The sequence below is a fragment of the Specibacter sp. RAF43 genome, from assembly GCF_052114065.1.
Classification (GTDB): Bacteria; Actinomycetota; Actinomycetes; order Actinomycetales; family Micrococcaceae; genus Specibacter.
In genome coordinates, this window is sequence record NZ_JBFREA010000009.1 from 50,882 (window position 1) to 72,756 (window position 21,875).

General features: G+C 67.7%; 17 protein-coding genes. 7 read left to right on the forward strand and 10 right to left on the reverse strand.

From position 1 onward, the window contains the following. Positions 1-40: 40 nt before the first annotated feature. Complete coding sequence (locus AB4Y80_RS06830) at positions 41-1,645, reverse strand: serine/threonine-protein kinase (protein WP_442213001.1); 1,605 nt, start codon at positions 1,643-1,645, stop codon at positions 41-43. 103 nt (positions 1,646-1,748) lie between these two features. On the opposite strand from AB4Y80_RS06830, the gene lipB reads away from it, so the two are divergent. Genes lipB through AB4Y80_RS06845 form a run of 3 tightly spaced genes read left to right on the forward strand, consistent with a single transcriptional unit; the run spans position 1,749 to position 4,291 of the window. Beyond that, the gene (gene lipB, locus AB4Y80_RS06835) at positions 1,749-2,465 is read left to right on the forward strand and encodes a lipoyl(octanoyl) transferase LipB (protein WP_442213003.1); all 717 of its coding nucleotides are present in this window, start codon (positions 1,749-1,751) and stop codon (positions 2,463-2,465) included. Then, complete coding sequence (lipA, locus tag AB4Y80_RS06840; RefSeq protein ID WP_442213005.1) at positions 2,462-3,478, forward strand: lipoyl synthase; 1,017 nt, start codon at positions 2,462-2,464, stop codon at positions 3,476-3,478. The genes lipB and lipA overlap by 4 nt, the downstream gene beginning before the upstream one ends. Before the next feature lie 48 nt (positions 3,479-3,526). Then, a complete protein-coding gene (locus AB4Y80_RS06845; RefSeq protein WP_442213008.1) occupies positions 3,527-4,291 on the forward strand; it encodes a DUF4191 domain-containing protein in 765 nt (254 codons plus the stop codon). Positions 4,292-4,399: 108 nt separating this feature from the next. On the opposite strand, the gene AB4Y80_RS06850 is transcribed toward AB4Y80_RS06845, so the two are convergent. After that, entirely contained in the window at positions 4,400-4,837 is a 438-nt protein-coding gene (locus AB4Y80_RS06850; RefSeq protein WP_442213010.1) for an RDD family protein, read from the reverse strand. A gap of 181 nt (positions 4,838-5,018) precedes the next feature. On the opposite strand from AB4Y80_RS06850, the gene glnA (AB4Y80_RS06855) reads away from it, so the two are divergent. After that, the gene (glnA, locus tag AB4Y80_RS06855) at positions 5,019-6,443 is read left to right on the forward strand and encodes a type I glutamate--ammonia ligase (protein WP_442213012.1); all 1,425 of its coding nucleotides are present in this window, start codon (positions 5,019-5,021) and stop codon (positions 6,441-6,443) included. Positions 6,444-6,671: 228 nt separating this feature from the next. Here the strand turns inward: glnA (AB4Y80_RS06855) and AB4Y80_RS06860 are convergent, their stop codons facing one another. The 3 genes from AB4Y80_RS06860 to glnA (AB4Y80_RS06870) form a co-directional block, all read right to left on the reverse strand. After that, positions 6,672-7,583, reverse strand: coding sequence for a glutaminase (locus AB4Y80_RS06860; RefSeq protein ID WP_442213014.1), 912 nt, complete (start codon positions 7,581-7,583; stop codon positions 6,672-6,674). Between the two features lie 244 nt (positions 7,584-7,827). Then, complete coding sequence (locus tag AB4Y80_RS06865; protein ID WP_442213017.1) at positions 7,828-10,896, reverse strand: bifunctional [glutamine synthetase] adenylyltransferase/[glutamine synthetase]-adenylyl-L-tyrosine phosphorylase; 3,069 nt, start codon at positions 10,894-10,896, stop codon at positions 7,828-7,830. An 8-nt stretch (positions 10,897-10,904) separates the two neighbouring features. Continuing rightward, positions 10,905-12,245 (reverse strand): type I glutamate--ammonia ligase, encoded by a 1,341-nt coding sequence (glnA, locus tag AB4Y80_RS06870; protein WP_442213019.1) that lies wholly within the window; start codon positions 12,243-12,245, stop codon positions 10,905-10,907. A gap of 242 nt (positions 12,246-12,487) precedes the next feature. Between glnA (AB4Y80_RS06870) and panB the strand changes: the two genes are divergently transcribed. Further along, entirely contained in the window at positions 12,488-13,435 is a 948-nt protein-coding gene (gene panB / locus AB4Y80_RS06875) for a 3-methyl-2-oxobutanoate hydroxymethyltransferase (protein ID WP_442213021.1), read from the forward strand. A 22-nt stretch (positions 13,436-13,457) separates the two neighbouring features. Here panB and AB4Y80_RS06880 read toward each other — a convergent pair whose 3' ends face one another. Beyond that, positions 13,458-13,622 carry an SPOR domain-containing protein gene (locus AB4Y80_RS06880; protein WP_442213023.1) on the reverse strand — a complete coding sequence of 55 codons (165 nt, stop codon included), beginning with the start codon at positions 13,620-13,622 and terminating at the stop codon, positions 13,458-13,460. A gap of 175 nt (positions 13,623-13,797) precedes the next feature. On the opposite strand from AB4Y80_RS06880, the gene map reads away from it, so the two are divergent. Further along, positions 13,798-14,676 carry a type I methionyl aminopeptidase gene (gene map / locus AB4Y80_RS06885; protein WP_442213025.1) on the forward strand — a complete coding sequence of 293 codons (879 nt, stop codon included), beginning with the start codon at positions 13,798-13,800 and terminating at the stop codon, positions 14,674-14,676. Positions 14,677-14,726: 50 nt separating this feature from the next. After that, on the forward strand, positions 14,727-15,521 hold the full coding sequence (ppgK, locus tag AB4Y80_RS06890) for a polyphosphate--glucose phosphotransferase (protein ID WP_442213027.1): 795 nt from the start codon (positions 14,727-14,729) through the stop codon (positions 15,519-15,521). Positions 15,522-15,539: 18 nt separating this feature from the next. Here ppgK and nrdR read toward each other — a convergent pair whose 3' ends face one another. The 4 genes from nrdR to dnaE form a co-directional block, all read right to left on the reverse strand. After that, entirely contained in the window at positions 15,540-16,046 is a 507-nt protein-coding gene (gene nrdR, locus AB4Y80_RS06895) for a transcriptional regulator NrdR (RefSeq protein ID WP_442213029.1), read from the reverse strand. Between the two features lie 102 nt (positions 16,047-16,148). Next, a complete protein-coding gene (gene hisD / locus AB4Y80_RS06900; RefSeq protein ID WP_442213069.1) occupies positions 16,149-17,552 on the reverse strand; it encodes a histidinol dehydrogenase in 1,404 nt (467 codons plus the stop codon). Positions 17,553-17,670: 118 nt separating this feature from the next. Then, positions 17,671-18,237: a hypothetical protein gene (locus tag AB4Y80_RS06905; RefSeq protein ID WP_442213031.1), complete on the reverse strand. Its 567-nt coding sequence runs from the start codon at positions 18,235-18,237 to the stop codon at positions 17,671-17,673. Positions 18,238-18,270: 33 nt separating this feature from the next. Beyond that, positions 18,271-21,840 carry a DNA polymerase III subunit alpha gene (gene dnaE, locus AB4Y80_RS06910; protein ID WP_442213034.1) on the reverse strand — a complete coding sequence of 1,190 codons (3,570 nt, stop codon included), beginning with the start codon at positions 21,838-21,840 and terminating at the stop codon, positions 18,271-18,273. Positions 21,841-21,875 lie beyond the last annotated feature (35 nt).

Sequence of the window (21,875 nt, forward strand, 5' to 3'; positions counted from 1 at the left end):
CGCACGACATTCGCGGTGCCGGGGCGGCGGGCGGGGCAAGTCAGGCGGCGGGAAGCACTTGCTGGATCACCCACCGGGAGTTGACCCTGACCAGCAGGAAGCGCAGTTCCTGCCGCTGGGCGCGGGCGTATTCGCGCACCACCGCGCCGGCCGCGTCCTGCTCCGCAAAGGGGCCGGTGGTGACGGTGGCGGCCACGGTGGCCGTGGCCTCCGGTTCCTCGGAGCCGGCCGCGAGCAACTTCACGGCGGCGGCGGCCGGTGCAACGGTCGTCTCCAATCCGGTGTAGCTGTGGTTGGCCCGCTCCAGCGCCCGGACAATCGTCCGGTCCGCCTGCATGGCGGGGGAACCGGCCGCGTTCACGGCCTCCAGGAGAACCTGGTCCCGGCTCGAGAGCGCATAGGTGCGCACCCACGCCAGCGCCGCCAGCGCCGCCGCCGGATCCCGGGACAGCAGGGAGTCCCGGATGCCGGGCGGGACCTTGGCGGCCACCGCGCCCAGGGTCGACCAGGCCGGGCCCGCCCGCCCGGGCACGGGCGTGCCGGTACCGGGCGTGCCGGTAACAGGAGTGCCGGATACCGTGGGCGTGCCCGTGGGCGGTTCCACGGGCTGCCCGGCGGCGAACCGCACCCCTACCACCGCGCCCGCCGCCACGACGGCAACTGCCGCGGCAACGGCCGCGGCAACGGCCACGGCACCCGGGCGCCGCCGCCACCGTCGCAGCCGGCGGTTGGGGCGGAGCTCCCGCCGCGTCAACAGCTCCGGGATCACGCTCGGATGCACCGACTGGGCCAGTCCCACGGGCTCGGCGGGGGCGCTGCGGAAGACCGCCCGGGCGAGCTCGGCCGCCGTCGGGCGCTCGAGCGCATTTTCATTCAGGCCGGCTTCCAACGCCGCCGTCAGTTCGCCCGGGACGCCGGGGACGAACATGCCCAGCGGCATCCGTTCCCGGGTGGCCGGCGGCGGCGAGCCGGTCAGCGCGTACCAGCCCACGGCCGCCATCGCATAGACGTCGGAGGCGGAGCCGGGGCCGGCATCCAGCCGGCAGCTGAACCCGGGGGTGCCGCCGCCGTCGTCCCGCTGGCCGACGATCCGGCCCAGGCCAAGGTCGGCCAGCACCGGTTTCCCCTGTGCGGTGAGCAGGACATTGCCGGGGGAAACATCCCCGTGGCTCACGCCGCGCCCGTGCAGGAAGGACAGCACCTGGCCCAGCGGGGTCAGCACCGTGACGACCTCCCCCACGGACAGCGGCCCGCGGGCGGCCACAATTTCTTGCACCGAACCACCGGCGGCGTAGTCCATGATGAGCGCCAGGCCGCCGGCAAACGGGTCCGCGGGCGAATCGGGCTCCGGCCCGGGCAGGGGCACCAGGTCATGGACGGCCACCAGGTGCTCATGGCCGAGCTGGGACAGCGCCCGCCATTCCCGTGTGATCTCGCTCTCGTTGGCGCGGTGCGCGGCGCCCCCGCCCGCCCGGACCTGCGACCGGCGCGGGCCGACGCACTTGGCCGCCAACGGGGCCCCGCCGTCGCGGGCCTCCACCAGCCACACCTCGCCGGTGGCGCCCGCGCCCAGCCAGCGCACCACGTCGTAGCCGGGGATGGTGGGTGGCTGCCCGCCCCGGCGGCATTCCCTGTCACCGTCCATACTCCAGTGATAGTCCACTTTCGCGTATGGTGCCCGGAGTTATCCACAGGCCGGCGCGCTTTTCGGATTTAGGCGAAGTTCCATCATCCTCTAAAGTGGCTACATGAGTGTTGAGTTCCTAGAGGTCGGATTTGCCCCGGATTTTGTCGACTACAACGGCGCATGGGATCAGCAACGCCAAGTGCACGACGCCGTCGTCGCCGGCACGTCGGGGAATACCGTGCTGTTGCTTGAGCATGCCGCCGTCTATACGGCCGGCAAACGCACCGAAGATCACGAACGTCCCTTCGACGGCACCCCCGTGGTGGCCGTGGATCGCGGCGGCAAGCTGACGTGGCACGGCCCCGGCCAGCTGGTGGTCTACCCCATCGTCCGGCTCAAGGACGCCCACGGCATTCGCGAGTACGTCACCACGCTCGAGGAAATCATCATTGAGACCCTGGGCCGGTTCGGCGTCGCCGGCGTCCGGGTCAAGGGCCGGGCCGGCATTTGGCTGCTGGCCGACGAAAAAGGCCCGGACCGCAAGGTCGCGGCCATCGGCATCCGTGTCCACGATGGCGTGACGATGCACGGGATCGCCATCAATGCCAACAACGACCTCAACCCCTATGCGCAGATCATCGCGTGCGGGATCCAGGACGCCGGGACCACCTCGATCGCGGCCGAGACCGGCAAAGACGTCGGTCCCACGGATTTGGTCCCCGTTCTCGTGGAGGCGGCGCGCCGCCTGCTCACCCCGATCATCACGGACTTTCACCCCGACCTAGCAACAACCGGTGACGCGGCCGCGCCGCGCCTGGTAGAAGGAGCATCACTGTGACTTTGGCACCCGAGGGACGCAAGATGCTGCGCATCGAACAGCGGAACGCCGCYGTCCCCGTAGAGCGCAAGCCCGACTGGATGAAGGCCAAAGTGGAGATGGGGACCGAATACATCGCCATGAAGAACCTGGTCAAGAGCCAGGGGCTGCACACCGTATGCGAGGAAGCCGGCTGCCCGAACATCTTCGAGTGCTGGGAGGATCGTGAGGCCACGTTCCTGATTGGCGGCTCCGCCTGCACCCGCCGCTGCGACTTCTGCCAGATCGACACCGGCAAGCCCTCCCCCATTGACATGTTCGAGCCCACCAAGGTGGCCCAGTCCGTGGTGCAGATGAACCTGCGCTACGCGACCGTCACCGGCGTGACCCGGGACGACCTCGCCGACGAGGGCGTGTGGCTGTACGCCGAGACGGTGCGCAAGATCCACGAACTCAACCCGAACACCGGCGTCGAGCTGCTCATCCCGGACTTTTCCGGCAAGCCAGAGTACATCTCGGCGATCTGCGAGTCCGCCCCCGAGGTGTTCGCGCACAACGTCGAGACCGTCCCGCGGATCTTCAAGCACATCCGCCCCGCCTTCCGCTACGACCGCTCCCTCGACGTGCTCACGCAGGGCCGCGATGCCGGCATGGTCACCAAGTCCAACCTGATCCTGGGCATGGGCGAGACCCGTGAGGAAGTCTCCCAGGCCCTCAAGGACCTGCACGACGCCGGCACCGACCTGATCACGATCACCCAGTACCTGCGCCCCACCGAACGCCACCTGCCCGTGGATCGCTGGGTCAAGCCGCAGGAGTTCTTGGAATTGTCCCAGGAGGCGGAGGAAATCGGTTTCCTGGGCGTCATGAGCGGGCCGCTGGTGCGCTCCTCCTACCGTGCGGGGCGCCTGTGGGCGACGGCCATGCGCAAGAAGGGCCGCGACATCCCCGAACACCTCGCCCACATTGCCGAGGGCATCGAGGATTCCGGGCACACCCGCCAGGAAGCCGCCTCGCTCATCGCGGCGCAGTAGGCCCCCGGCACGATCATCCCGCCCGACACCCGCTAGAATTGATGTACTATGGCCAAATCCCCTGACTCCGCACACACCGCCGCTGACAAGCCCAAGCGTTCATTGTTCTCCCGCCGCCCCAAGGACGGGGCGGCGAAGAAGGCCAAGAAGCCGGGCCGTCTCAAGCAGATGGTGGACATCTACAAGATGACCCGCCGCCACGACCCGAACGTGACGTGGCTGATGCTGGGCGCGTTCCTGGGCGCGATTGCGCTCTGCCTTGGCTTGGGCTTTGCGTTCAACAACTGGATTACGGGCCTGATGGTGGGCCTGCCGCTGGGTGTGCTGGGTGCCTTGCTGATCATGTCCCGCCGTGCCGAGCGCGCCGCCTACGCCCAGATTGAGGGCAAGCCCGGTGCGGCCGGGGCCGCGCTGAGCGCCCTGAAGAAGGGCTGGATCTTTGATGAGCAGCCCGCATCCGTCAATCCGCGCACCCAGGACGTGGTGTTCCGCGCCATCGGCAAGCCCGGCGTGGTGCTGATCACCGAGGGCCCGTCCACCCGGGTCAGGGGCCTGGTTGATGCGGAACGACGCCGGTTGTCGCGCATCCTGCCCAATGTCACCGTCACTGTCATCGAGACCGGCCGCGGCGAGGGCCAGGTGCCGATCGCCAAGGTCACCAAGACCATGAACAAGCTCAAGGGCGAGTTGACCAAGGTTGAGGTCAGCGCCGTCAACAAGCGCATCTCCTCGATGGGCAACAAGCTGCCGATCCCCAAGGGCATCGACCCCTTCAAGGCCCGCCCCGACCACAAGGCCGCGCGCGGCCGCTAGAGGCAGTCATGACGGGAAGGGCCCGGCGGGAATTCCCGCCGGGCCCTTCCCGTCTTGTTCGGTTTCTGTACGGCACGGCACGGCACGGCACGGCGCCGTCCCGGCGCCTTAGCGCCGCACCAGGATCGTTCCCATGGCCTTGTCGTGCAGGCCGCGCTGGTCGGCGTCGGCGATGATCGCCGGGATGACCAGGCACAAGAGCACGGCGCGAACGACGCCCCCGAGCAGGCCGGGCGTGCCGCCGTCGAGCCGTTGGACCGCAAGGCCCATGACCCGGTGGCCGATGCTGTACCCCAGCGTGCCCACCAGCACCATTTGCTCCACGGCGAAAATGGCCAGGATGGCGGTGGAATTGGCCTGGAAAAAGGCGGCGGCGATGAGGTAGCACAGGGCCCAGTCGATGCAGATGGCCAGGATCCGCCGGCCCGCCCGGGCCATGGAACCGCGCCCGGATTCGGGCAGGCCCAAACGCTCGCCCGGGTATTTGGATATATTGGATGTGTCCGGGCCGCTGAGCCAGGACCCGATGTCTTTACGATTGACCACGACTCAAGCCTACCGGTGCGCCACAAATGTCCACCGCCCGGGGGTGGTTGGGGGCCGTTGTAACGTGCCGGAAACATTTCCGACACCCTTGAGTAATGGCGTCGACATAGCCTTGTGTCAGTTGCTGATGCACCCATGGCCGTAAAAACCGGCCGAAACCCCATAGCGCCAAGGAGCATAGATGTTCAAGAACGCGGACGAAGTCCTCAAGTTCATCAAGGACGAAGATGTAAAGTTCGTCGATATCCGATTCACCGACCTGCCCGGCGTCCAGCAGCACTTCAATGTCCCCGCAAAGACGGTCGATGCGGACTTCTTCGTCAATGGCCAGTTGTTTGACGGCTCCTCCATCCGCGGCTTCCAGGGCATCGCAGAATCGGACATGCAGCTGATCCCGGATCCCAAGACGGCGTTCATTGACACGTTCCGGATCGAAAAGACGCTCGCGCTGAACTTCTCCATCGTGAACCCCCGCACGGGCGATCCCTACCACCGGGACCCGCGCGGCGTCGCCGAGAAGGCCGAGGCCTACCTGGCCTCCACCGGCATCGCCGACACCGCCTTCTTTGGCGCCGAGGCCGAATTCTTCGTCTTTGACAACGTCCAGTACGAGTCCTCCCCACAGGGCTCCTTCTACAAGATCGACTCCGAGGAGGCGAACTGGAACACGGGCCGGAAGGAAGAGGGCGGCAACCTCGGGTACAAGACCCCGGTCAAGGGCGGCTACTTCCCCGTGGCCCCGGTTGACCACCAGGCCGATCTGCGCGACTCCATGTGTGTTGAGTTGGACAACGCCGGCCTCGAGGTTGAGCGCTCCCACCACGAGGTGGGCGCCGCAGGCCAGGCGGAGATCAACTACAAGTTCAACACGCTGGTGCACGCGGCCGATGACCTCCAGAAGTTCAAGTACGTCATCAAGAACGCCGCCTGGGCCTGGGGCAAGTCCGTCACGTTCATGCCCAAGCCCGTCTTTGGCGACAACGGCTCGGGCATGCACTGCCACCAGTCGCTGTGGAGCAACGGCACCCCGCTCTTCTACGACGAGAAGGGCTATGCCGGCCTGTCCGACCTTGCCCGCTGGTACATCGGCGGCCTGCTCAAGCACTCCTCCGCCGTGCTGGCGTTCACCAACCCGACGGTCAACTCCTACCGCCGCCTGGTCAAGGGCTTCGAGGCTCCCGTGAACATGGTGTACTCGCAGGGCAACCGCTCCGCCGGCATCCGCATCCCGATCACCGGTTCCAACCCCAAGGCCAAGCGCCTGGAGTTCCGCGCCCCGGACCCGTCGTCCAACCCGTACCTGGCATTTTCGGCCCAGCTGATGGCCGGCCTGGACGGCATCAAGAACCGGATCGAACCCCCCGCCCCGATCGACAAGGACCTGTACGAGCTCCCCCCGGAAGAGGCCAAGGACATCCCCAAGGCCCCGGAGTCCCTCGAGGAGGCCCTCATCGCCCTGGAGAACGACAACGAGTTCCTCCAGGCCGGCGGCGTCTTCACGCAGGACTTGATCGACACGTGGATCGACTACAAGCGCGAGTACGAGATCAAGCCGCTGCAGCTGCGCCCGAACCCGTACGAGTTCGAGCTCTACTACGGCTGCTAGCCGCCACCCTGAAGTGGCACCTCACCACGCTGTTGCCAGGTGGTGAGGTGCCCCTTCAACGTTTCCCGTATTTCTTGTGCACGGCCTGCCTGCCCGTGCAACCAAACGGTGGCCCCGGCCATAAGCGCTGCCTACCCGCTCAAACGCTGTCGGGAAACAGCGCCTGAGCCGGTAGGCAGCGCTCAAGTGCGCCGGCAGCGTTCATGTGCAGCGTCCGCAGCCGCGCGTCTAGAAGATCGACCAGCCGGTGCGGGTGGTGAACTCGTCCAGGGCCGCAATGCCGGCCACGGAGTTGCCGCTGGGGCCCAGGGCGGGGCCCCACACCGTGATGGCACAGCGGCCGGGGACGATGGCCACGATGCCGCCACCCACGCCGCTCTTGCCCGGCAGGCCCACGCGGTAGGCGAACTCGCCGGCGGCATCGTAGGTGCCGCACGTGAGCATGACGGCGTTGACGCGCTTGCTTTGGTGGGGGGTGAGGAAGGGCGTGCCGCCGGAGGAGACCCCGTGCCGGGACAGGAACCGGGACGCCGTGGCCAAGTCCTCGCACGTCAACTCGAGGGCGCACTGGTCAAAGTAGTTCGCCAGGACCCGCTCCACCGGGTTTTCCAGGTTGCCGTAGCTGGCCAGCAGGTGTGCCATGGCCGAATTGCGGTGCCCGTGCTCGGCTTCGGAGGCGGCCACCGCGGAGTCGACGTCGATGGCCGGGTTGCCGGACTCCCGGCGCAGCAGTCCGCGAATCGACCCGGCGGCGTCGCCCGTCAGGGTGAGCAGGCGGTCGGTGACCACGATGGCTCCGGCGTTGATGAAGGGATTTCGCGGAATTCCGTGATCCGCCTCGAGTTGGAGCAGGGAGTTGAACGGCGTCCCGGACGGTTCGCGGAATACGCGCGCCCAGATGGAGTCGTAGTCGTAGGACATCACCAGGGCAAGGGAGAAAACCTTGGAAATGCTTTGGATGGAGAACGGCGTCCGCCAGTCCCCCGCCCCGTAGACCGGCCCGTCGGCCATGGCCACCGACATGCCAAAGGACTCCGGCGACACCCCGCCCAGGCTGGGGATATAGGACGCCACGGACCCCTGGCCCCGAAGCGGCGCAACGGCGTCGACGATCTCCTCCAGAATCCCCTGCATGTCCATTTTCGCGCCCCTCCGGATTGTGTACCGCCGCCGAGTACCCCTAGTCTGTTTCAGGTCCCCAGCAATATGGGCATTCCAAGTCCCGAAGGGAGCCGCTGCAGGGCCCTTCGAGCGCGGGCTCCGCGGGCCGGGCGGAGTCCGCGGCGGGCCTCGGCATGTCCTTCAACAATAGTGGGACCGACGCCGCACCGCGTTGGTCGGCCTCACAACGTCGCCACCGCAAAACTGTACGGGGTCACCAACGTTAGCCGTAAAACAGCCGGTCGAAAATGGCCCGCGCCCTCCGGGTCAGCCCCAGGTAGTCCTCCTCGAACAGTGCCGCGTGGCCGGGCTCGTAGCCGCACCAGCGGGCCACCGCCTCCAGGTCGCCACGCGCCGACGGGAGCACGTCCGAGGACTTCCCGGTCCACATGACGTTGGCATTGCGGATCTTTCCGGCCAGCCGCCACGCCGCCTCCAGGAGGTCGGCGTCGTCGGCCCCCACAAGCCCCGCCTCCCGGGCGGCATGAAGTGCCGGCAGGGTTGCGGTGGTGCGCAGGGCTGCGATGGCGTGCCCGTACTGGAGCTGCCACAGCTGGACCAGCCATTCGACGTCGCTGAGGCCCCCGCGCCCGAGTTTCACGTGCCGGGCGGGGTCGGCCCCGCGCGGCAGCCGCTCGGACTCCATGCGGGCCTTGATCCGCTTGATCTCGCGCAGCTCGGCCTCGGCAACGACCGCCGGATAGCGCACCGGGTCCACCATGGCGATGAAGTCGGCGGCCAGGTCGTCGCAGCCGGCCAGGGGCCGGGCCCGCAGCAGCGCCTGCGCCTCCCACGGCGAGGACCACCGCGCGTAGTATTCCCGGTACGCCTCCAGGGACCGCACGAGGGGCCCGTTCTTGCCCTCGGGGCGGAGGCCGGCGTCCACGCTGAGCACCCGTTCGGCCTGGATGGCCGGGCGGACCGGTTGGGTGAGCATGGCCGTGAGCTTGGCGACAATGGCCTTGGCCTGCTGCTGGGCCGGGGCGTCGTCCGCACCGGGGTCTCCCTCGACGGGCCGGTGCACAAACAGGACGTCGGCATCGGAGCCGTAGCCGATCTCGCGGCCGCCCTGCCGGCCCATCGCCACCACCAGCACCCTTGTCAGCGGGGGCTCACCGGCATATACGTCGGCCTCGGCCACCAGCAGCGCGCCCAACACGGTGGCCCGGTCGGCGTCGCTGAGGGCCGCCGAGACCTGGTCCTGGCTCAGCAGCCCGGAACAGTCCGCGATGGCAATGCGCAGGATCTCGCGCTGGCGGATCAGGCGGATCAGGCGGATCGCGTCCCCCGGTTCGGGGTGGCGGGACATCTTGGACTGGATCTCCTGCCACTGCGCCTCAAAGGACAGCGGGATGAGTTCCTTGTCGTTGCCAAACCACGCCGTGGCCTCGGGCGAGACCACCAGCAGGTCCGTCACCAGCCGCGAGCTGGAGAGCACGTGGCAGAGCCGTTCGGCGGCCGCCTGGTGGTCGCGCAGCATGCCCAGGTACCAGTGCGAGGTGCCCAGCGCCTCGCTCACCCGGCGGAAGGCGAGCAGCCCGGCGTCCGGGTCGACGCCGTCGGCCAGCCAGCCCAGCAGCACCGGCAGGAGCTGGCGCTGGAGCGCGGCGCGGCGGCTCACGCCGGCGGTCAGCGCCTCGATGTGGCGCTGCGCCCCCGCCGTGTCCCGGTAGCCCAGCGCGGCCAGCCTGGCCCGTGCCGCGTCCGTGGTGAGCGCCACGTCCTCCGCGCTCAGGTGCGCGGCCGTGACCAGGATGGGCCGGTAGAAGATCCTCTCGTGCAGCGTGCGGACCTGGCGCTTGACCTTGGCCCAATCCTCCAGCAGCGACTGCGCGCCGGGCCGCTTGAGGCTCAGCGGACCGGCCGCGGCGCGGGCCAGGGCGCGCAGCGCGGCGTCGGATTCGGGCATCAGGTGGGTCCGGCGCATCCGCACCAGCTGGATCCGGTGTTCCAGGACGCGCAGGTACCGGTAGGCCTCGTCCAAATGGGCGGCGTCCGTGCGCCCGATGTACCCGGCGCGCATCAGCGCGGCGATGGCCGCCGTGGTGGCCTTGACCCGGATCGATTCGTCATTTTTCGCGTGCACCAACTGCAGCAGTTGCACCGTGAACTCCACGTCGCGCAGCCCGCCCTTGCCCAGCTTGATCTGCCGGCCGGCCTCGGCGTCGGGAATGTTCACCGTCACCCGCCGGCGCATGGCCTGGACCGACTCCACAAAGCCCTCGCGCTCCGAGGACGACCAGATCAGCGGCGCGACCGCCCGCTCAAACCGCCCGCCCAGCTCCTGGTCGCCGGCGATGGCGCGCGCCTTGAGCAGGGCCTGAAACTCCCAGCTCTGCGCCCACCGGTCGTAGTAGCTCAAGTAGGACTCCAACGTGCGCACGAGCGGCCCGTCCTTGCCTTCGGGGCGCAGGTTTGCATCAACCTCCCACAGGCCCGGTTCCCGTTCGGGGGCGTAGATGGTTTGCGAAATCGCGGCGGCCAGCGCATTGCCGACGGTGACGGCATCCGCTCCGCCGCCGGAGGCCTGCGCACCGGCCGGGGCCTGGCCGTCGTGCTCGGCGATGACATACATGACGTCGACGTCGGAAACGTAGTTCAACTCCCCTGCCCCGCACTTGCCCATTCCGATGACGCTCAGCCGCACCCTGGCCACGGCCTCGGCGGACAGGGATTCGGCCACCTCCGCCCGGGCCACGGCCAGTGCCGCATCCAGGGCGGCGGCGGCCAGGTCGGCCAGCTCGGCACCCACCATCGGCATGACGTCCTGCGGCGAGGCGGCACACAGGTCACGGATGGCCAGCTCGGTCAGGTGCCGGCGGTACTGGGTGCGCAGCGCGACCCGCCCCTGTGTTCCGGTCAGCGCCGCCACGGGAGTGCTCGAGTCCGGGTCCGCACCCACCGCCGCCATCACCGAGGCCCGCAGCGCTGCGCCGTCGGCGGCGGCGGGCTCGGGCGAGGGGACGGCGTCGAGCACGTCAATATGCTCCGGATGCCGGATCAGGAATTCCGCCAGCGCCTCCGAGGCCCCCAACAGCCGGAACAACGCCTCGTTGGAGACCATGCCGCCGGTCTCCGGGTCCAGGACCGTCAGGCGGTCATGAACGCCCGGAACGGCGCTCAGCAGCCGGACGAGCGACTGCACGGCCAGATCGGGATCGTTGGCGACCTTCAGGGCGGCCAGCAGGTCACCCTGGTCAAGGTCGGCCAGTTCCGAAAAGCCCAGGAACCTTTCGCTTTCGGCCAGCTTGGAAAAGCCGTGGGTGATCAGGGTGCGGGTCAAGGAGCTCATGGAGTGGGTTAGAGCACCTCCAGATAGCGCTTGATCTCGTAGGGGGTCACCTGGAGCCGGTACTCCTGCCATTCGGCGCGCTTGTTGCGCAGGAAGTGCTCAAAGACCTGCTCGCCGAGAATCTCGGGCATAAGCTCGGATTCCTCCATCTGGCGCACCGCGTCATGCAGGCTCGACGGCAGCGGATCATGGCCCAGGGCGCGCCGTTCGGCACTGGTCAACGCCCCGATGTCCTCCACCGCGGCCGGCGGCAGCTCATACCCTTCCTCGATGCCCTTCAGGCCGGCACCAAGCAGGACCGCGTAGGCCAGGTACGGGTTGGCGGCCGAGTCGATGCCGCGGTATTCCAGCCGGGCGGCCTGCCCCTTGCCCGGCTTGTACAGCGGGACGCGCATCAGCGCCGAGCGGTTGTTGTGACCCCAGGACAGGTAGCTGGGCGCCTCGCCGCCGCCCCACAGCCGCTTGTAGGAGTTCACGAACTGGTTGGTGACGGCGGTGAATTCCGGGGCGTGGTGCAAGATGCCCGCCATGAACTGCCGTGCCGTCTTGGACAGCTGGAATTCGGCCCCCGGCTCGTGGAAGGCGTTGGTGTCGCCCTCAAACAAGGAAAAGTGCGTGTGCATGCCCGAGCCGGGATGGTCGGAGAACGGCTTGGGCATGAACGTAGCGTAGGTGCCCTGCATGATGGCCACCTCCCGGATGACCGTGCGAAACGTCATGATGTTATCCGCCGTCTGCAGGGCGTCGGCGTAGCGCAGGTCGATCTCGTTCTGGCCGGGTCCGCCCTCGTGGTGGCTGAATTCCACCGAAATTCCCACGTCCTCGAGCATGGTCACGGCGGTGCGGCGGAAGTCTTGGGCCACCCCTCCCGGAACGTGGTCAAAGTAGCCGGCCGCATCCACCGGGACCGGGATGCCGTCCGGGCCCGGCTCGGAGGACTTGAGCAGGTAAAACTCGATCTCCGGGTGCGTGTAGCAGGTGAACCCCATGTCGGCCGCCTTCGCCAGGGTGCGCTTGAGCACGTTGCGCGGATCCGCCGTGGACGGCTGGCCGTCGGGGGTGAGAATATCGCAAAACATGCGCGAGGTTTGCTCGGTCGTGCCCCGCCACGGCAGGATCTGGAAGGTGGCCGGGTCGGGCTGGGCGAGCATGTCGGACTCGAAGACGCGGGCCAGCCCCTCAATGGCGGAGCCGTCGAAGCCGAGCCCCTCCTCGAACGCGCCCTCCACTTCCGCCGGTGACAAGGCGACCGACTTCAGGCTGCCCACCACGTCCGTAAACCACAGCCGGACAAACCGGACATCGCGCTCTTCAATGGTGCGCAATACAAACTCTTGCTGACGGTCCACTTTCGGCCCTCGTTTCCCTTGACTTTCCGGCATCGAATTACCAGCGCCGCCCCACGGGCACTGCTGGTACAACAGCTGCGGTCCTTGCGTTGGCAGGCACAAGTCTGTCACCGGCTTGTTTCCGACAGATTAACGTCTCCCCGGCGCCGCGGGGCGCCTGCCGAGCCATGCAATCCTTACTCTACTAAGGACTACGTCCGTCATTTGCGCATTTGTCGCGGGACTCGTAATAAGCTCTTTCCATGGCCCCAACAAGCACTCCCGATTCGCCCGCGCCCGCCGACGCCGAGCCGGCCGAGCTGGCCGCCCCCTACGGCAGCGGATCCGCCGACCCGCACGGGCGTCCCACCCGGGCGCCCGGCACGTCCGGCCACCCCGGCGGGACGCCGGCCACGGCGGCCCGGGTCCGCACCCACCACCTGCAGGCCGCGAAGGTCAACGGGCAAAAGTTTGCGATGCTCACCGCCTATGACCAATACACCGCCCAAATCTTTGACGAGGCCGGGATCGAGGTGCTGCTCATCGGCGATTCCGCGTCCAACAACGTTTTGGGCAACGAGACGTCCCTGCCCATCACGCTGGATGAGATGATCATCTTCTCCCGCGCGGTGACGGCCGGGGCCAAGCACGCCCTGGTGGTCGCCGACCTGCCCTTCGGCAGCTACGAGGCCTCCCCCGAGCAGGCCATCGCCTCCTCCGTGCGGCTCATGAAGGAGGGGCTGGTGCACGCCGTGAAGATGGAGGGCGGCGCCTACTACGCCCCGACCGTCCGGGCGCTCACCCAGGCCGGCATCCCCGTCATGGCGCACATTGGCTTCACCCCGCAGAGCGAGCACCTGCTGGGCGGGTACCGGGTCCAGGGCCGCGGGGCAGCCTCGCAGGCCTTGATTGACGACGCCGTTGCCCTGGCCGAGGCGGGCGCGTTCTGTGTGCTGATGGAAATGGTCCCGGCGGCGACCGCGGCCGCCGTGGACGCGGCCGTGGCCGTTCCGACCATCGGCATCGGCGCCGGCAACGCCACCACGGGCCAGGTCCTGGTCTGGCAGGACATGGCGGGGCTGCGGCCCGGGAAAATGGCCCGGTTCGTCAAGCAATACGCCGATCTGCACGCCGTCCTCTCCGACGCCGCCAAGGCGTACGGGGACGAGGTACGCACCGGCGTCTTCCCCGGCCCGGAGCACACCTTCTAGGGAGCACCTTCCAGGGGCCTGCTCAGTCCTCGTCGAAGGAATCGGTGGCCTCGTTGTTCCGCTGCACCTGGGCGAGGGCCTGCTCGGCATCCGCCCGGGTTTCATATGGGCCCAGCAGCTGCCGCCAGTCCGACTGCGGGCCTTCCTCGACCTGGTGGGTCCTCACGTTGTACCAATACTGGACCATGGTTCCTCCCTCGACTTCCCATCAACAACCCACGCCGACGACGCCGTGGTGCCATCATAGGCGGACCCGGCGACACTTGGCGTGCGCAGCGGCCACCACCTGGAATTTTTCCCCGCCGGTTCTGACCATCCACCGCATTCAGCCAACGCAAATGCATTGCTTATAGGATGTTTCTATGTCTTCCCCCGCAACCACAGCCCCCATTGGAACACTGGTCCCCGGCACCATCAGCCCCCAGCTTCCCGTTCCCGCCAGCATTCCGCGCCCCGAATATGTGGGCAGGTCCGGTCCGGCCCCGTTCAAGGGCTCCGAGGTGAAGGACGCCGAGACGCTGGAGAAGATCCGCATCTCCGCCAAGATCGCCGCCCAGGCCATTGTGGAGGTCGGCAAGCACATCCGCCCCGGCGTCACCACGGACGAGCTGGATCGGGTCGGCCATGAGTTCCTGCTGGACCACCAGGCGTACCCGTCCACCCTGGGCTATCGCGGCTTCCCCAAGTCATTGTGCTCCTCGCTGAACGAGGTTATCTGCCACGGCATCCCGGACTCCACGGTGGTCCAGGACGGTGACATCATCAACATCGACATCACCGCCTACAAGAACGGCGTGCACGGGGACACGAACTGGACGTTCACGGTGGGCGAGGTGGACGAGGAATCGCGCCTGCTCGTGGAGCGGACGCAGGAATCCCTGGCCCGGGCCATCCGCGCCGTCGCCCCCGGCCGGCAAATCAACGTCATCGGCCGCACCATCGAGTCCTATGCGAAACGGTTCGGCTACGGCGTCGTGCGCGACTTCACCGGCCACGGCGTGGGTGAGGCCTTCCACACCGGGCTGATCATTCCGCACTATGACGCCGCTCCGGCCTACAACACGGTCATCGAGGAGGGCATGGTGTTTACCATCGAACCGATGCTGACCCTGGGCCGGATCGAATGGGACATGTGGGCGGACGACTGGACGGTCGTCACCAAGGACCGCAAGCGCACCGCCCAGTTCGAACACACCCTTGTCGTCACGGCCACCGGCGCCGAGGTATTGACCCTGCCGTAACGGTGCCGCCCGCACCCTCCGCAAGCACGTATCGACGTTTGGAGCCCCGCATGTCCAGAAAGCACTCGCACACCGATTCCGTCATCGGCATCGACATCGGCGGCACCGGCATCAAGGGCGGCATCGTCAGGCTCAAGGACGGAGAAATGGTCGGTGAGCGCTACCGGATCGACACCCCGCAGCCGTCCACGCCGCAGGCCGTCGCCACGGTGGTCAAGGCGATCGTGGACGAACTCATGACCCGCGAACATGCCCCCGCCGACGACGCCCCGGTGGGCATCACCTTCCCGGCCATCATTTCCCACGGCGTCGCCCGCTCCGCCGCCAATGTGGACAAGTCCTGGATCGACGCCGACGTGGACAAGATCTTCGGTGACGAGCTGGGCCGGGACGTCCAGGTCATGAACGACGCCGACGCCGCCGGCCTGGCCGAGGCCAGGTATGGCGCCGGGGAGGGTGTCAAGGGCACGGTACTGGTCATTACCCTGGGCACCGGCATCGGATCGGCCTTCATTCACGACGGCCGGCTCATCCCCAACGCGGAACTGGGCCATCTGGAAATTGACGGCTTCGACGCCGAATCCAAGGCCTCCGCCAGTGCCCGGGAACGCGACAACCTCAGCTGGGACGAGTACGCCGTCCGCCTCCAGCGCTACTTTGAGCACGTGGAATTCCTGTTCTCCCCCGAGCTGTTCATCATCGGCGGCGGGATTTCCAAGCGCAGCCAGGACTACCTGCCGCTGTTGAAGCTGCGCACCAAGATCGTCCCGGCCCAGTTGCAAAACAATGCCGGCATTGTTGGCGGCGCACTCCAGGCGGCCGTGCACTTCAAAATAACCAAGTGACACTCACGCGCCCCTGATTCAGGGGGTCGGGCCGCCCGTCGACGCCTGTTCGGCCGGATCCTTTTCCGCCACGAGAGGGGCGTGCCCGCTGCGGAGCTGCTCGATCGAGCGTTCAAAGTCTTCCAGGGATTCAAAGGCCTGGTACACGCTGGCGAAGCGCAGGTAGGCGACCTGGTCCAGGCGCTGCAATGGAGCCAGGATGGCCAGGCCGACCTCGTTGGAGTCGATTTCGGCCGCACCGCTGGCCCGGATGGACTCCTCGACCTCCTGGGCGAGCTTGGCGAGGTCGTCGTCGGTCACCGGACGCCCCTGGCAGGCCTTGCGAACTCCGCTGATGACCTTGCTGCGGCTGAAGGGTTCGGCCACGCCGGACCGTTTGGTCACGGACAGGCTGGCCGTCTCCACCGTGCTGAACCGGCGTCCGCATTCGGTGCACTGGCGGCGGCGGCGGATGGAGGAGCCGTCGTCGGACAGGCGGGAATCCACCACGCGGGAGTCGGGATTGCGGCAAAACGGGCAGTACATCCAGATCCCCTCCAGGCTAGTGGCTTTCCTTCAGTTTAGGGCTACATCTTGCGGAATTACAACCGCGTAATTACCACATGTAGTGGTTTGCGCGCAAGAGCCTCAGGCGAAGCGGATGGCGACGGCGTCCCCGTGGGCGGGCAGGCCCTCGGCGCGGGAGAGGGTCACCACGTGGTCTGCCACCTGGGACAGGGCCGCCTTGTCGTAATTGATGAGCTGGACGGCGCGCAGGAACGTGGTGACGTTCAGGCCGGAGGAAAACGCCGCCGTCCCGCTGGTGGGCAGCACGTGGTTGGATCCCGCGCAATAGTCCCCCAGGCTGACCGGGCTGTAGTCCCCCACGAAGATGGCCCCGGCGTTGGTGATGCGCGCGGCCACGGCGGCCGCGTTTTCGGTGACGACCTCCAGGTGCTCGGCCGCGTAGGCGTTGCACACGGCCACGCCCTGGTCGAGGTTGGCCACCAGGACCGTGCCGGACTGCGGGCCGGAGAGGGCGGTCCGGACGCGGTCGGTGTGCCGTGTCGTGGCCAGCTGCGCGGCCAGTTCGCGCTCCACGGCGTCGGCCAGCCGGGCCGAGGTGGTGACCAGGACCGAGGCGGCGTGGGGATCGTGTTCGGCCTGGCTGATGAGGTCGGCCGCCACGAAGACGGGGTTGGCGGTGTGATCGGCCAGCACGGCGATTTCCGTGGCGCCGGCCTCGGAATCGATCCCCACGACGCCCTTGACCAGGCGCTTGGCGGTGGCCACGAAGATGTTCCCGGGGCCGGTGACCACGTCGACGGGCTCGAGCAACTCGCCGTCGCCACGCCCGGTGGTGCCGGCGGCGACCCCGTACGCGAACGCGGCGATGGCCTGCGCGCCGCCCATGGCGTAGACCTCGCCAATGCCCAGCAGTGCGGCGGTCGCCAGGACGGTGGCGTCCGGCAGGCCGTTGTTGTCCTTTTGCGGCGGGGACGCCAGAGCCACGGAGCCCACCCCGGCCGCCAGGGCCGGGACAACGTTCATGATGACCGATGACGGGTAGGCGGCCAGTCCGCCGGGGACATACAGGCCCACCCGGCGCACGGGAATCCAGTGTTGGGAGACGACGGCGCCGTCGGCGATCGGCAGGTCGACGTCGGCCGGGCGCTGGGCCTGCGCGAAGGCCCGGGCGCGGGTGATCGATTCCTCTAGCGCCGCCCGGACGGTGGGGTCCAGCGACTCCAGCGCCTGGGCCAGGGCCGCGGCCGGGACCCGGGGGTGGTCCTGGGCGACGCCGTCGAACTTGGCGGCGAGCTCGCCCAGGGCGGCGAAACCGCGCGCCCGGACGTCGGCGATGATGGCGGTGACGGCCTGTTCGGCGGTGCTAACCGTGGCAACCGCGGTGCGGGGCACGGCTTGCTTGAGTTCGGCGAGCGTGAGGTGCCGACCGCGCAGGTCCGTCCGGCCAAACGCCAGGGGCGCCGGCGCCGCGGCGGGGCTGCTCGACGGCGCGGAGCCTAACTGATGGGAGGTCGTGGCCTGCATGCGGGATGCGGGAAAGTCGTTTCTGCTCACCCGGCCAGTTTACCGGGTTCCTCCCCGCCGCCGGGCCCAGGCCGTCACACTCCGTTTGGGCGGGCGGCGCCCGGGCGGAGCGGGAGACTCACTCGGTGCGGGCCGGGGCAAACAGGTGCGAGAGGAACGCGTGGAAGAAGGTGGCACAGGCTGCCGCCAGCGGCCACAGCAGCAGGGTGCTGGCCGCGCGCAGGGAAAACACCATGCTGGGGTTGGGCAGATTGTCCGGCCGTGTCGCGAACAGGTCCCCGGCGAATATGCCGGTGCGCCAGGCGATCACCGACCCCAGGAGGCCGCCGGCCACCACGGCCACAAAACGGCGCCCGGCGCCGGCCTGCGTCGCCGAGCGGCCCACGAGGATGCCGGCAGCAACCCCGGCCAGGACACACAATCCGGCGAGGGTGAGGTCCCGCGGCGGCCAGATCGAAAAGTCCGGGCCTTTCCCGTACCAGGCGCCGCCCGGGGCGGCAAACCACCACAGGAGGCCAAGGACGATGCCGGCCGCCGCCGACCCGCCGAACCAGGCCGGCCACCGGGCCGGCGGCGCCGAGGTCAGGTTCGCCGCTGCGGGGGGCGCATAGGCCGCGGGCGGATAGACGGAAGGGGGCGGCTCTGCCGAGGGGCGGAATCCGCCGGCCGGCAGGTTTTCAGTCATGACTCCACCGTACAGGACGTGCCCCGGGTGAAATCAGCTTTCCAGGCAGGCGGGGCCGAGCAGGACCTTCAGATCCCCGAACAGGGCCGGGGTGGGGTTGACTCGGTGGTGCAGCGGCAGCTTCATGACCTTGATGCTGCGTGTCCCGCTCAGGTGCATCTTCACGTCGGTGTTTCCGCGGTGCGTGCCCAGGACCTCCTTGAGCGCCAACAGCACGGGCTCGGTGGCCTTGTGTTCGGGCATGGAAATCACCAGCGGCCCGGCCAGGCCCTCGCTCAGGTCCGGGACGGAAAGTTCCATGGCGTTGAGGGTGATGGCGCCGTCGTCGCGCTTTTGCAGGCGCCCCTTGATCACCACGATCAGGTCCTCGGCCAGGATGGTGGCGATGGGCCCATACACCTGGCCGAAGAACATGACCTCCAGGGAACCGCCCAAATCCTCCACCTCACAGCGGGCATAGGGGTTTCCGCTGCTCTTGGCAATGCGGCGCTGCAGGCTGGTGATCATCCCGGAAATGGTGATGATGTGCCCGTCCGCGGGCCCGTCGTCGGAAAGGACCGTGGTGATGGACATGTCGGCATTTTGGCTCAGGATGCCTTCCAGGCCCTGCAGGGGGTGGTCGGAGACGTAGAGGCCCAGCATGTCCCGCTCAAAGGCGAGTTTGTCCTTCTTTTCCCATTCCGGCAGGTCCGGGATGTCGGTGATGAGCGCGGACTCCGGCTCGGCGTCATCCCCGCCCAGGCCGGCAAAGAGATCGAACTGGCCCACGGCCTCATTGCGCTTGAGCGTGATGACGGAGTCGATTGCCTCTTCATGGATCATGGCCAGGGCACGGCGCGGGTGGCCGAGGGAGTCGAAGGCCCCGGCCTTGATGAGCGATTCGATGGTGCGCTTGTTGCACACCACCGCCGGAACTTTCATCAGGAAGTCCGAGAAGCTCTCGAAATTGCCTTTTTCCTTGCGTGAGGTGACCAGCGCGTTGACCACATTGGCGCCGACGTTGCGGACGGCGCCCATGCCGAAGCGGATGTCGCGGCCGATCGGGGTGAAGTTCAGCTCGGATTCGTTGACGTCCGGGGCCAGCACCGTGATGCCCATGTGCCGGCATTCGTTCAGGTACAGGGCCAGCTTGTCCTTGTCATCGCCCACGGAGGTCAACAGGGCCGCCATGTACTCGGCCGGGTAGTGCGCCTTCAGGTACGCGGTCCAGTAACTGACCACCCCGTAGGCGGCCGAGTGGGCCTTGTTGAACGCGTAGTCGGAGAACGGGAGCAGGATGTCCCACAGCATGGTGACGGCGGCGTCGGAGTAGCCGTTGTCCAGCATGCCCTGGTGGAAGCCCTCGTACTGCTTGTCGAGTTCGGACTTCTTCTTCTTGCCCATGGCCCGGCGCAAAATGTCCGCCCGGCCCAGCGAGTAGCCGGCCAGCTTTTGCGCGATCGACATCACCTGCTCCTGGTAGACGATCAGGCCGTACGTGCCGCCGAGGATGTCGGCCAGCGGCTCCTCCAGTTCCGGGTGGATGGGGGTGATGGGCTGCAGGCCGTTCTTGCGCAGCGCATAGTTGGTGTGGGAGTCGGCGCCCATGGGGCCGGGCCGGTAGAGGGCCAGCACGGCGGAGATGTCCTCAAAGTTGTCCGGGCGCATCAGCTTCAGCAGCGACCGCATGGGACCGCCGTCGAGCTGGAAAACGCCCAGCGTGTCGCCGCGGGCCATCAACTCATAAGACGGCGCGTCGTCCAGTTCCAGATGTTCAAGGTCCAGCTCAAAGTCCTGGTTGAGCTGGATGTTCTCCAGCGCATCCGTGATGATCGTGAGGTTCCGCAACCCCAGGAAGTCCATCTTGATCAGGCCCAGGCCCTCACTGGTCGGGTAGTCAAACTGGGTGATGACCTGCCCGTCCTGGAAGCGGCGCATGATCGGCACGACGTCGATGATGGGGTCCGAGCTCATGATGACCCCGGCCGCGTGCACCCCCCACTGGCGCTTGAGCCCTTCCAGGCCCTTGGCCGTCTCGAAGACCTTGGCGGCCTCGGGGTCCGTCAGGAGCAGCTGGCGGAAGTCGCCGGCCTCCCCGTACCGCTTGGACTTGGGGTCCTCGATGTCGTGCAACGGGATGTCCTTGGCCATGACGGCCGGCGGCAGCGCCTTGGTCAGCTGCTCGCCCATGCTGAACGGGTAGCCCAGGACGCGGGAGGAGTCCTTGAGCGCCTGCTTGGACTTGATGCTGCCGTAGGTGACGATCATGGCCACCCGCTCGTCGCCGTACTTTTCGGTCACGTACTTGATGACCTCGTGGCGGCGCCGATCATCGAAGTCGACGTCAAAGTCGGGCATGGAGACGCGTTCGGGGTTCAGGAACCGCTCAAAAATCAGTCCGTGCCGCAGCGGGTCGAGGTCGGTGATGCGCATCGCGTAGGCCACCATGGATCCGGCACCGGAGCCGCGGCCGGGCCCCACCCGGATGCCGTGGTCCTTGGACCAGTTGATGAAGTCGGCCACCACCAGGAAATAGCCGGGGAAGCCCATCTTGATGATGACTTCCAGCTCGTAGTCGGCCCGGGCGCGGACGTCGTCCGGGATCCCCTTCGGGTACCGGTACTTCAGCCCGGCGTCGACCTCCTTGACCAGCCAGGACGTTTCGTCGTCGCCGGGCGGGCAGGGGAACTTTGGCATGTAGTTGGCGTCGGTGTTGAAGGACACCTCGCACCGCTCGGCGATCAGCAGCGTGTTGTCGCAGGCCTCCGGCAGTTCGGCAAACAGCTGGCGCATTTCCGCCGGGGACTTCAGGTAGTAGCCGCTGCCGTTGAAGGCGAAACGCGAGCCGCCCTGGTCGTAGGTGGGTTCAAGCAGCGTGGATCCGGACTGCAGCGCGAGCAGGGCCTCGTGGGCCTTGGCGTCCTCTTCGTGCGTGTAGTGGAGGTCGTTGGTGGCGACCAGCGGAATGGCCAGCTCCTTGGCCAACCGCAGCAAGTCCTTGGTGACCCGCCGCTCGATGTCCAGCCCGTGGTCCATCAGCTCGCAGAAATAGTTTTCCTTGCCGAAGAGGTCCTGGAACTCGGCGGCGGCGGCCTTCGCCTCGTCATACAGGCCCAGGCGCAGCTTGGTCTGCACCTCCCCGGACGGGCAGCCGGTGGTGGCGATCAGGCCCGGGTGGTATTCGTTGAGCAGCTCCCGGTCCAGTCGCGGGTACTTGCCGAACACCGAATCCAGCGAGGCGAGCGAGGAGGCCCGGAACAGGTTCCGCATGCCCTGGTTGTTGTAGCTGAGCAGCGTCATGTGCGTGTAGGCGCCGCCGCCGGAGACGTCGTCGCCCTTTTGGCTTTCCTCGGTGCGCCACTTCACGCGGGTCTTGTCCGTGCGGGCCGTGCCCGGGGTGACGTAGGCCTCCACGCCGATGATGGGCTTGACGCCGGCGTCGGTGGCCTTTTTCCAAAAGTCGAATGCCCCGAACAGGTAGCCGTGGTCCGTGGTGGCCAGGGCCGGCATGCCCAGCCGGTTCGTCTCCTCGAACAGCTCGCCCAGGCGTGCGGCACCGTCCAGCATGGAGTATTCGGTGTGCGTGTGAAGATGGACAAAACTGTCAGTCGATGAGCTAGCCACCCGACCAGTCTAGTCGGCGCGTGCGACGCCGGGGG

What these genes read in the sequence shown, in the direction of transcription:
- AB4Y80_RS06830 (WP_442213001.1), bottom strand. Translation starts at nt 1,645, where the DNA reads ATGGACGGTGACAGGGAATGCCGCCGGGGCGGGCAGCCACCCACCATC.
- lipB (WP_442213003.1), top strand. Translation starts at nt 1,749, where the DNA reads ATGAGTGTTGAGTTCCTAGAGGTCGGATTTGCCCCGGATTTTGTCGAC.
- AB4Y80_RS06845 (WP_442213008.1), top strand. Translation starts at nt 3,527, where the DNA reads ATGGCCAAATCCCCTGACTCCGCACACACCGCCGCTGACAAGCCCAAG.
- glnA (WP_442213012.1), top strand. Translation starts at nt 5,019, where the DNA reads ATGTTCAAGAACGCGGACGAAGTCCTCAAGTTCATCAAGGACGAAGAT.
- AB4Y80_RS06860 (WP_442213014.1), bottom strand. Translation starts at nt 7,583, where the DNA reads ATGGACATGCAGGGGATTCTGGAGGAGATCGTCGACGCCGTTGCGCCG.
- AB4Y80_RS06865 (WP_442213017.1), bottom strand. Translation starts at nt 10,896, where the DNA reads ATGAGCTCCTTGACCCGCACCCTGATCACCCACGGCTTTTCCAAGCTG.
- panB (WP_442213021.1), top strand. Translation starts at nt 12,488, where the DNA reads ATGGCCCCAACAAGCACTCCCGATTCGCCCGCGCCCGCCGACGCCGAG.
- AB4Y80_RS06880 (WP_442213023.1), bottom strand. Translation starts at nt 13,622, where the DNA reads ATGGTCCAGTATTGGTACAACGTGAGGACCCACCAGGTCGAGGAAGGC.
- map (WP_442213025.1), top strand. Translation starts at nt 13,798, where the DNA reads ATGTCTTCCCCCGCAACCACAGCCCCCATTGGAACACTGGTCCCCGGC.
- ppgK (WP_442213027.1), top strand. Translation starts at nt 14,727, where the DNA reads ATGTCCAGAAAGCACTCGCACACCGATTCCGTCATCGGCATCGACATC.
- nrdR (WP_442213029.1), bottom strand. Translation starts at nt 16,046, where the DNA reads ATGTACTGCCCGTTTTGCCGCAATCCCGACTCCCGCGTGGTGGATTCC.
- hisD (WP_442213069.1), bottom strand. Translation starts at nt 17,552, where the DNA reads ATGCAGGCCACGACCTCCCATCAGTTAGGCTCCGCGCCGTCGAGCAGC.
- AB4Y80_RS06905 (WP_442213031.1), bottom strand. Translation starts at nt 18,237, where the DNA reads ATGACTGAAAACCTGCCGGCCGGCGGATTCCGCCCCTCGGCAGAGCCG.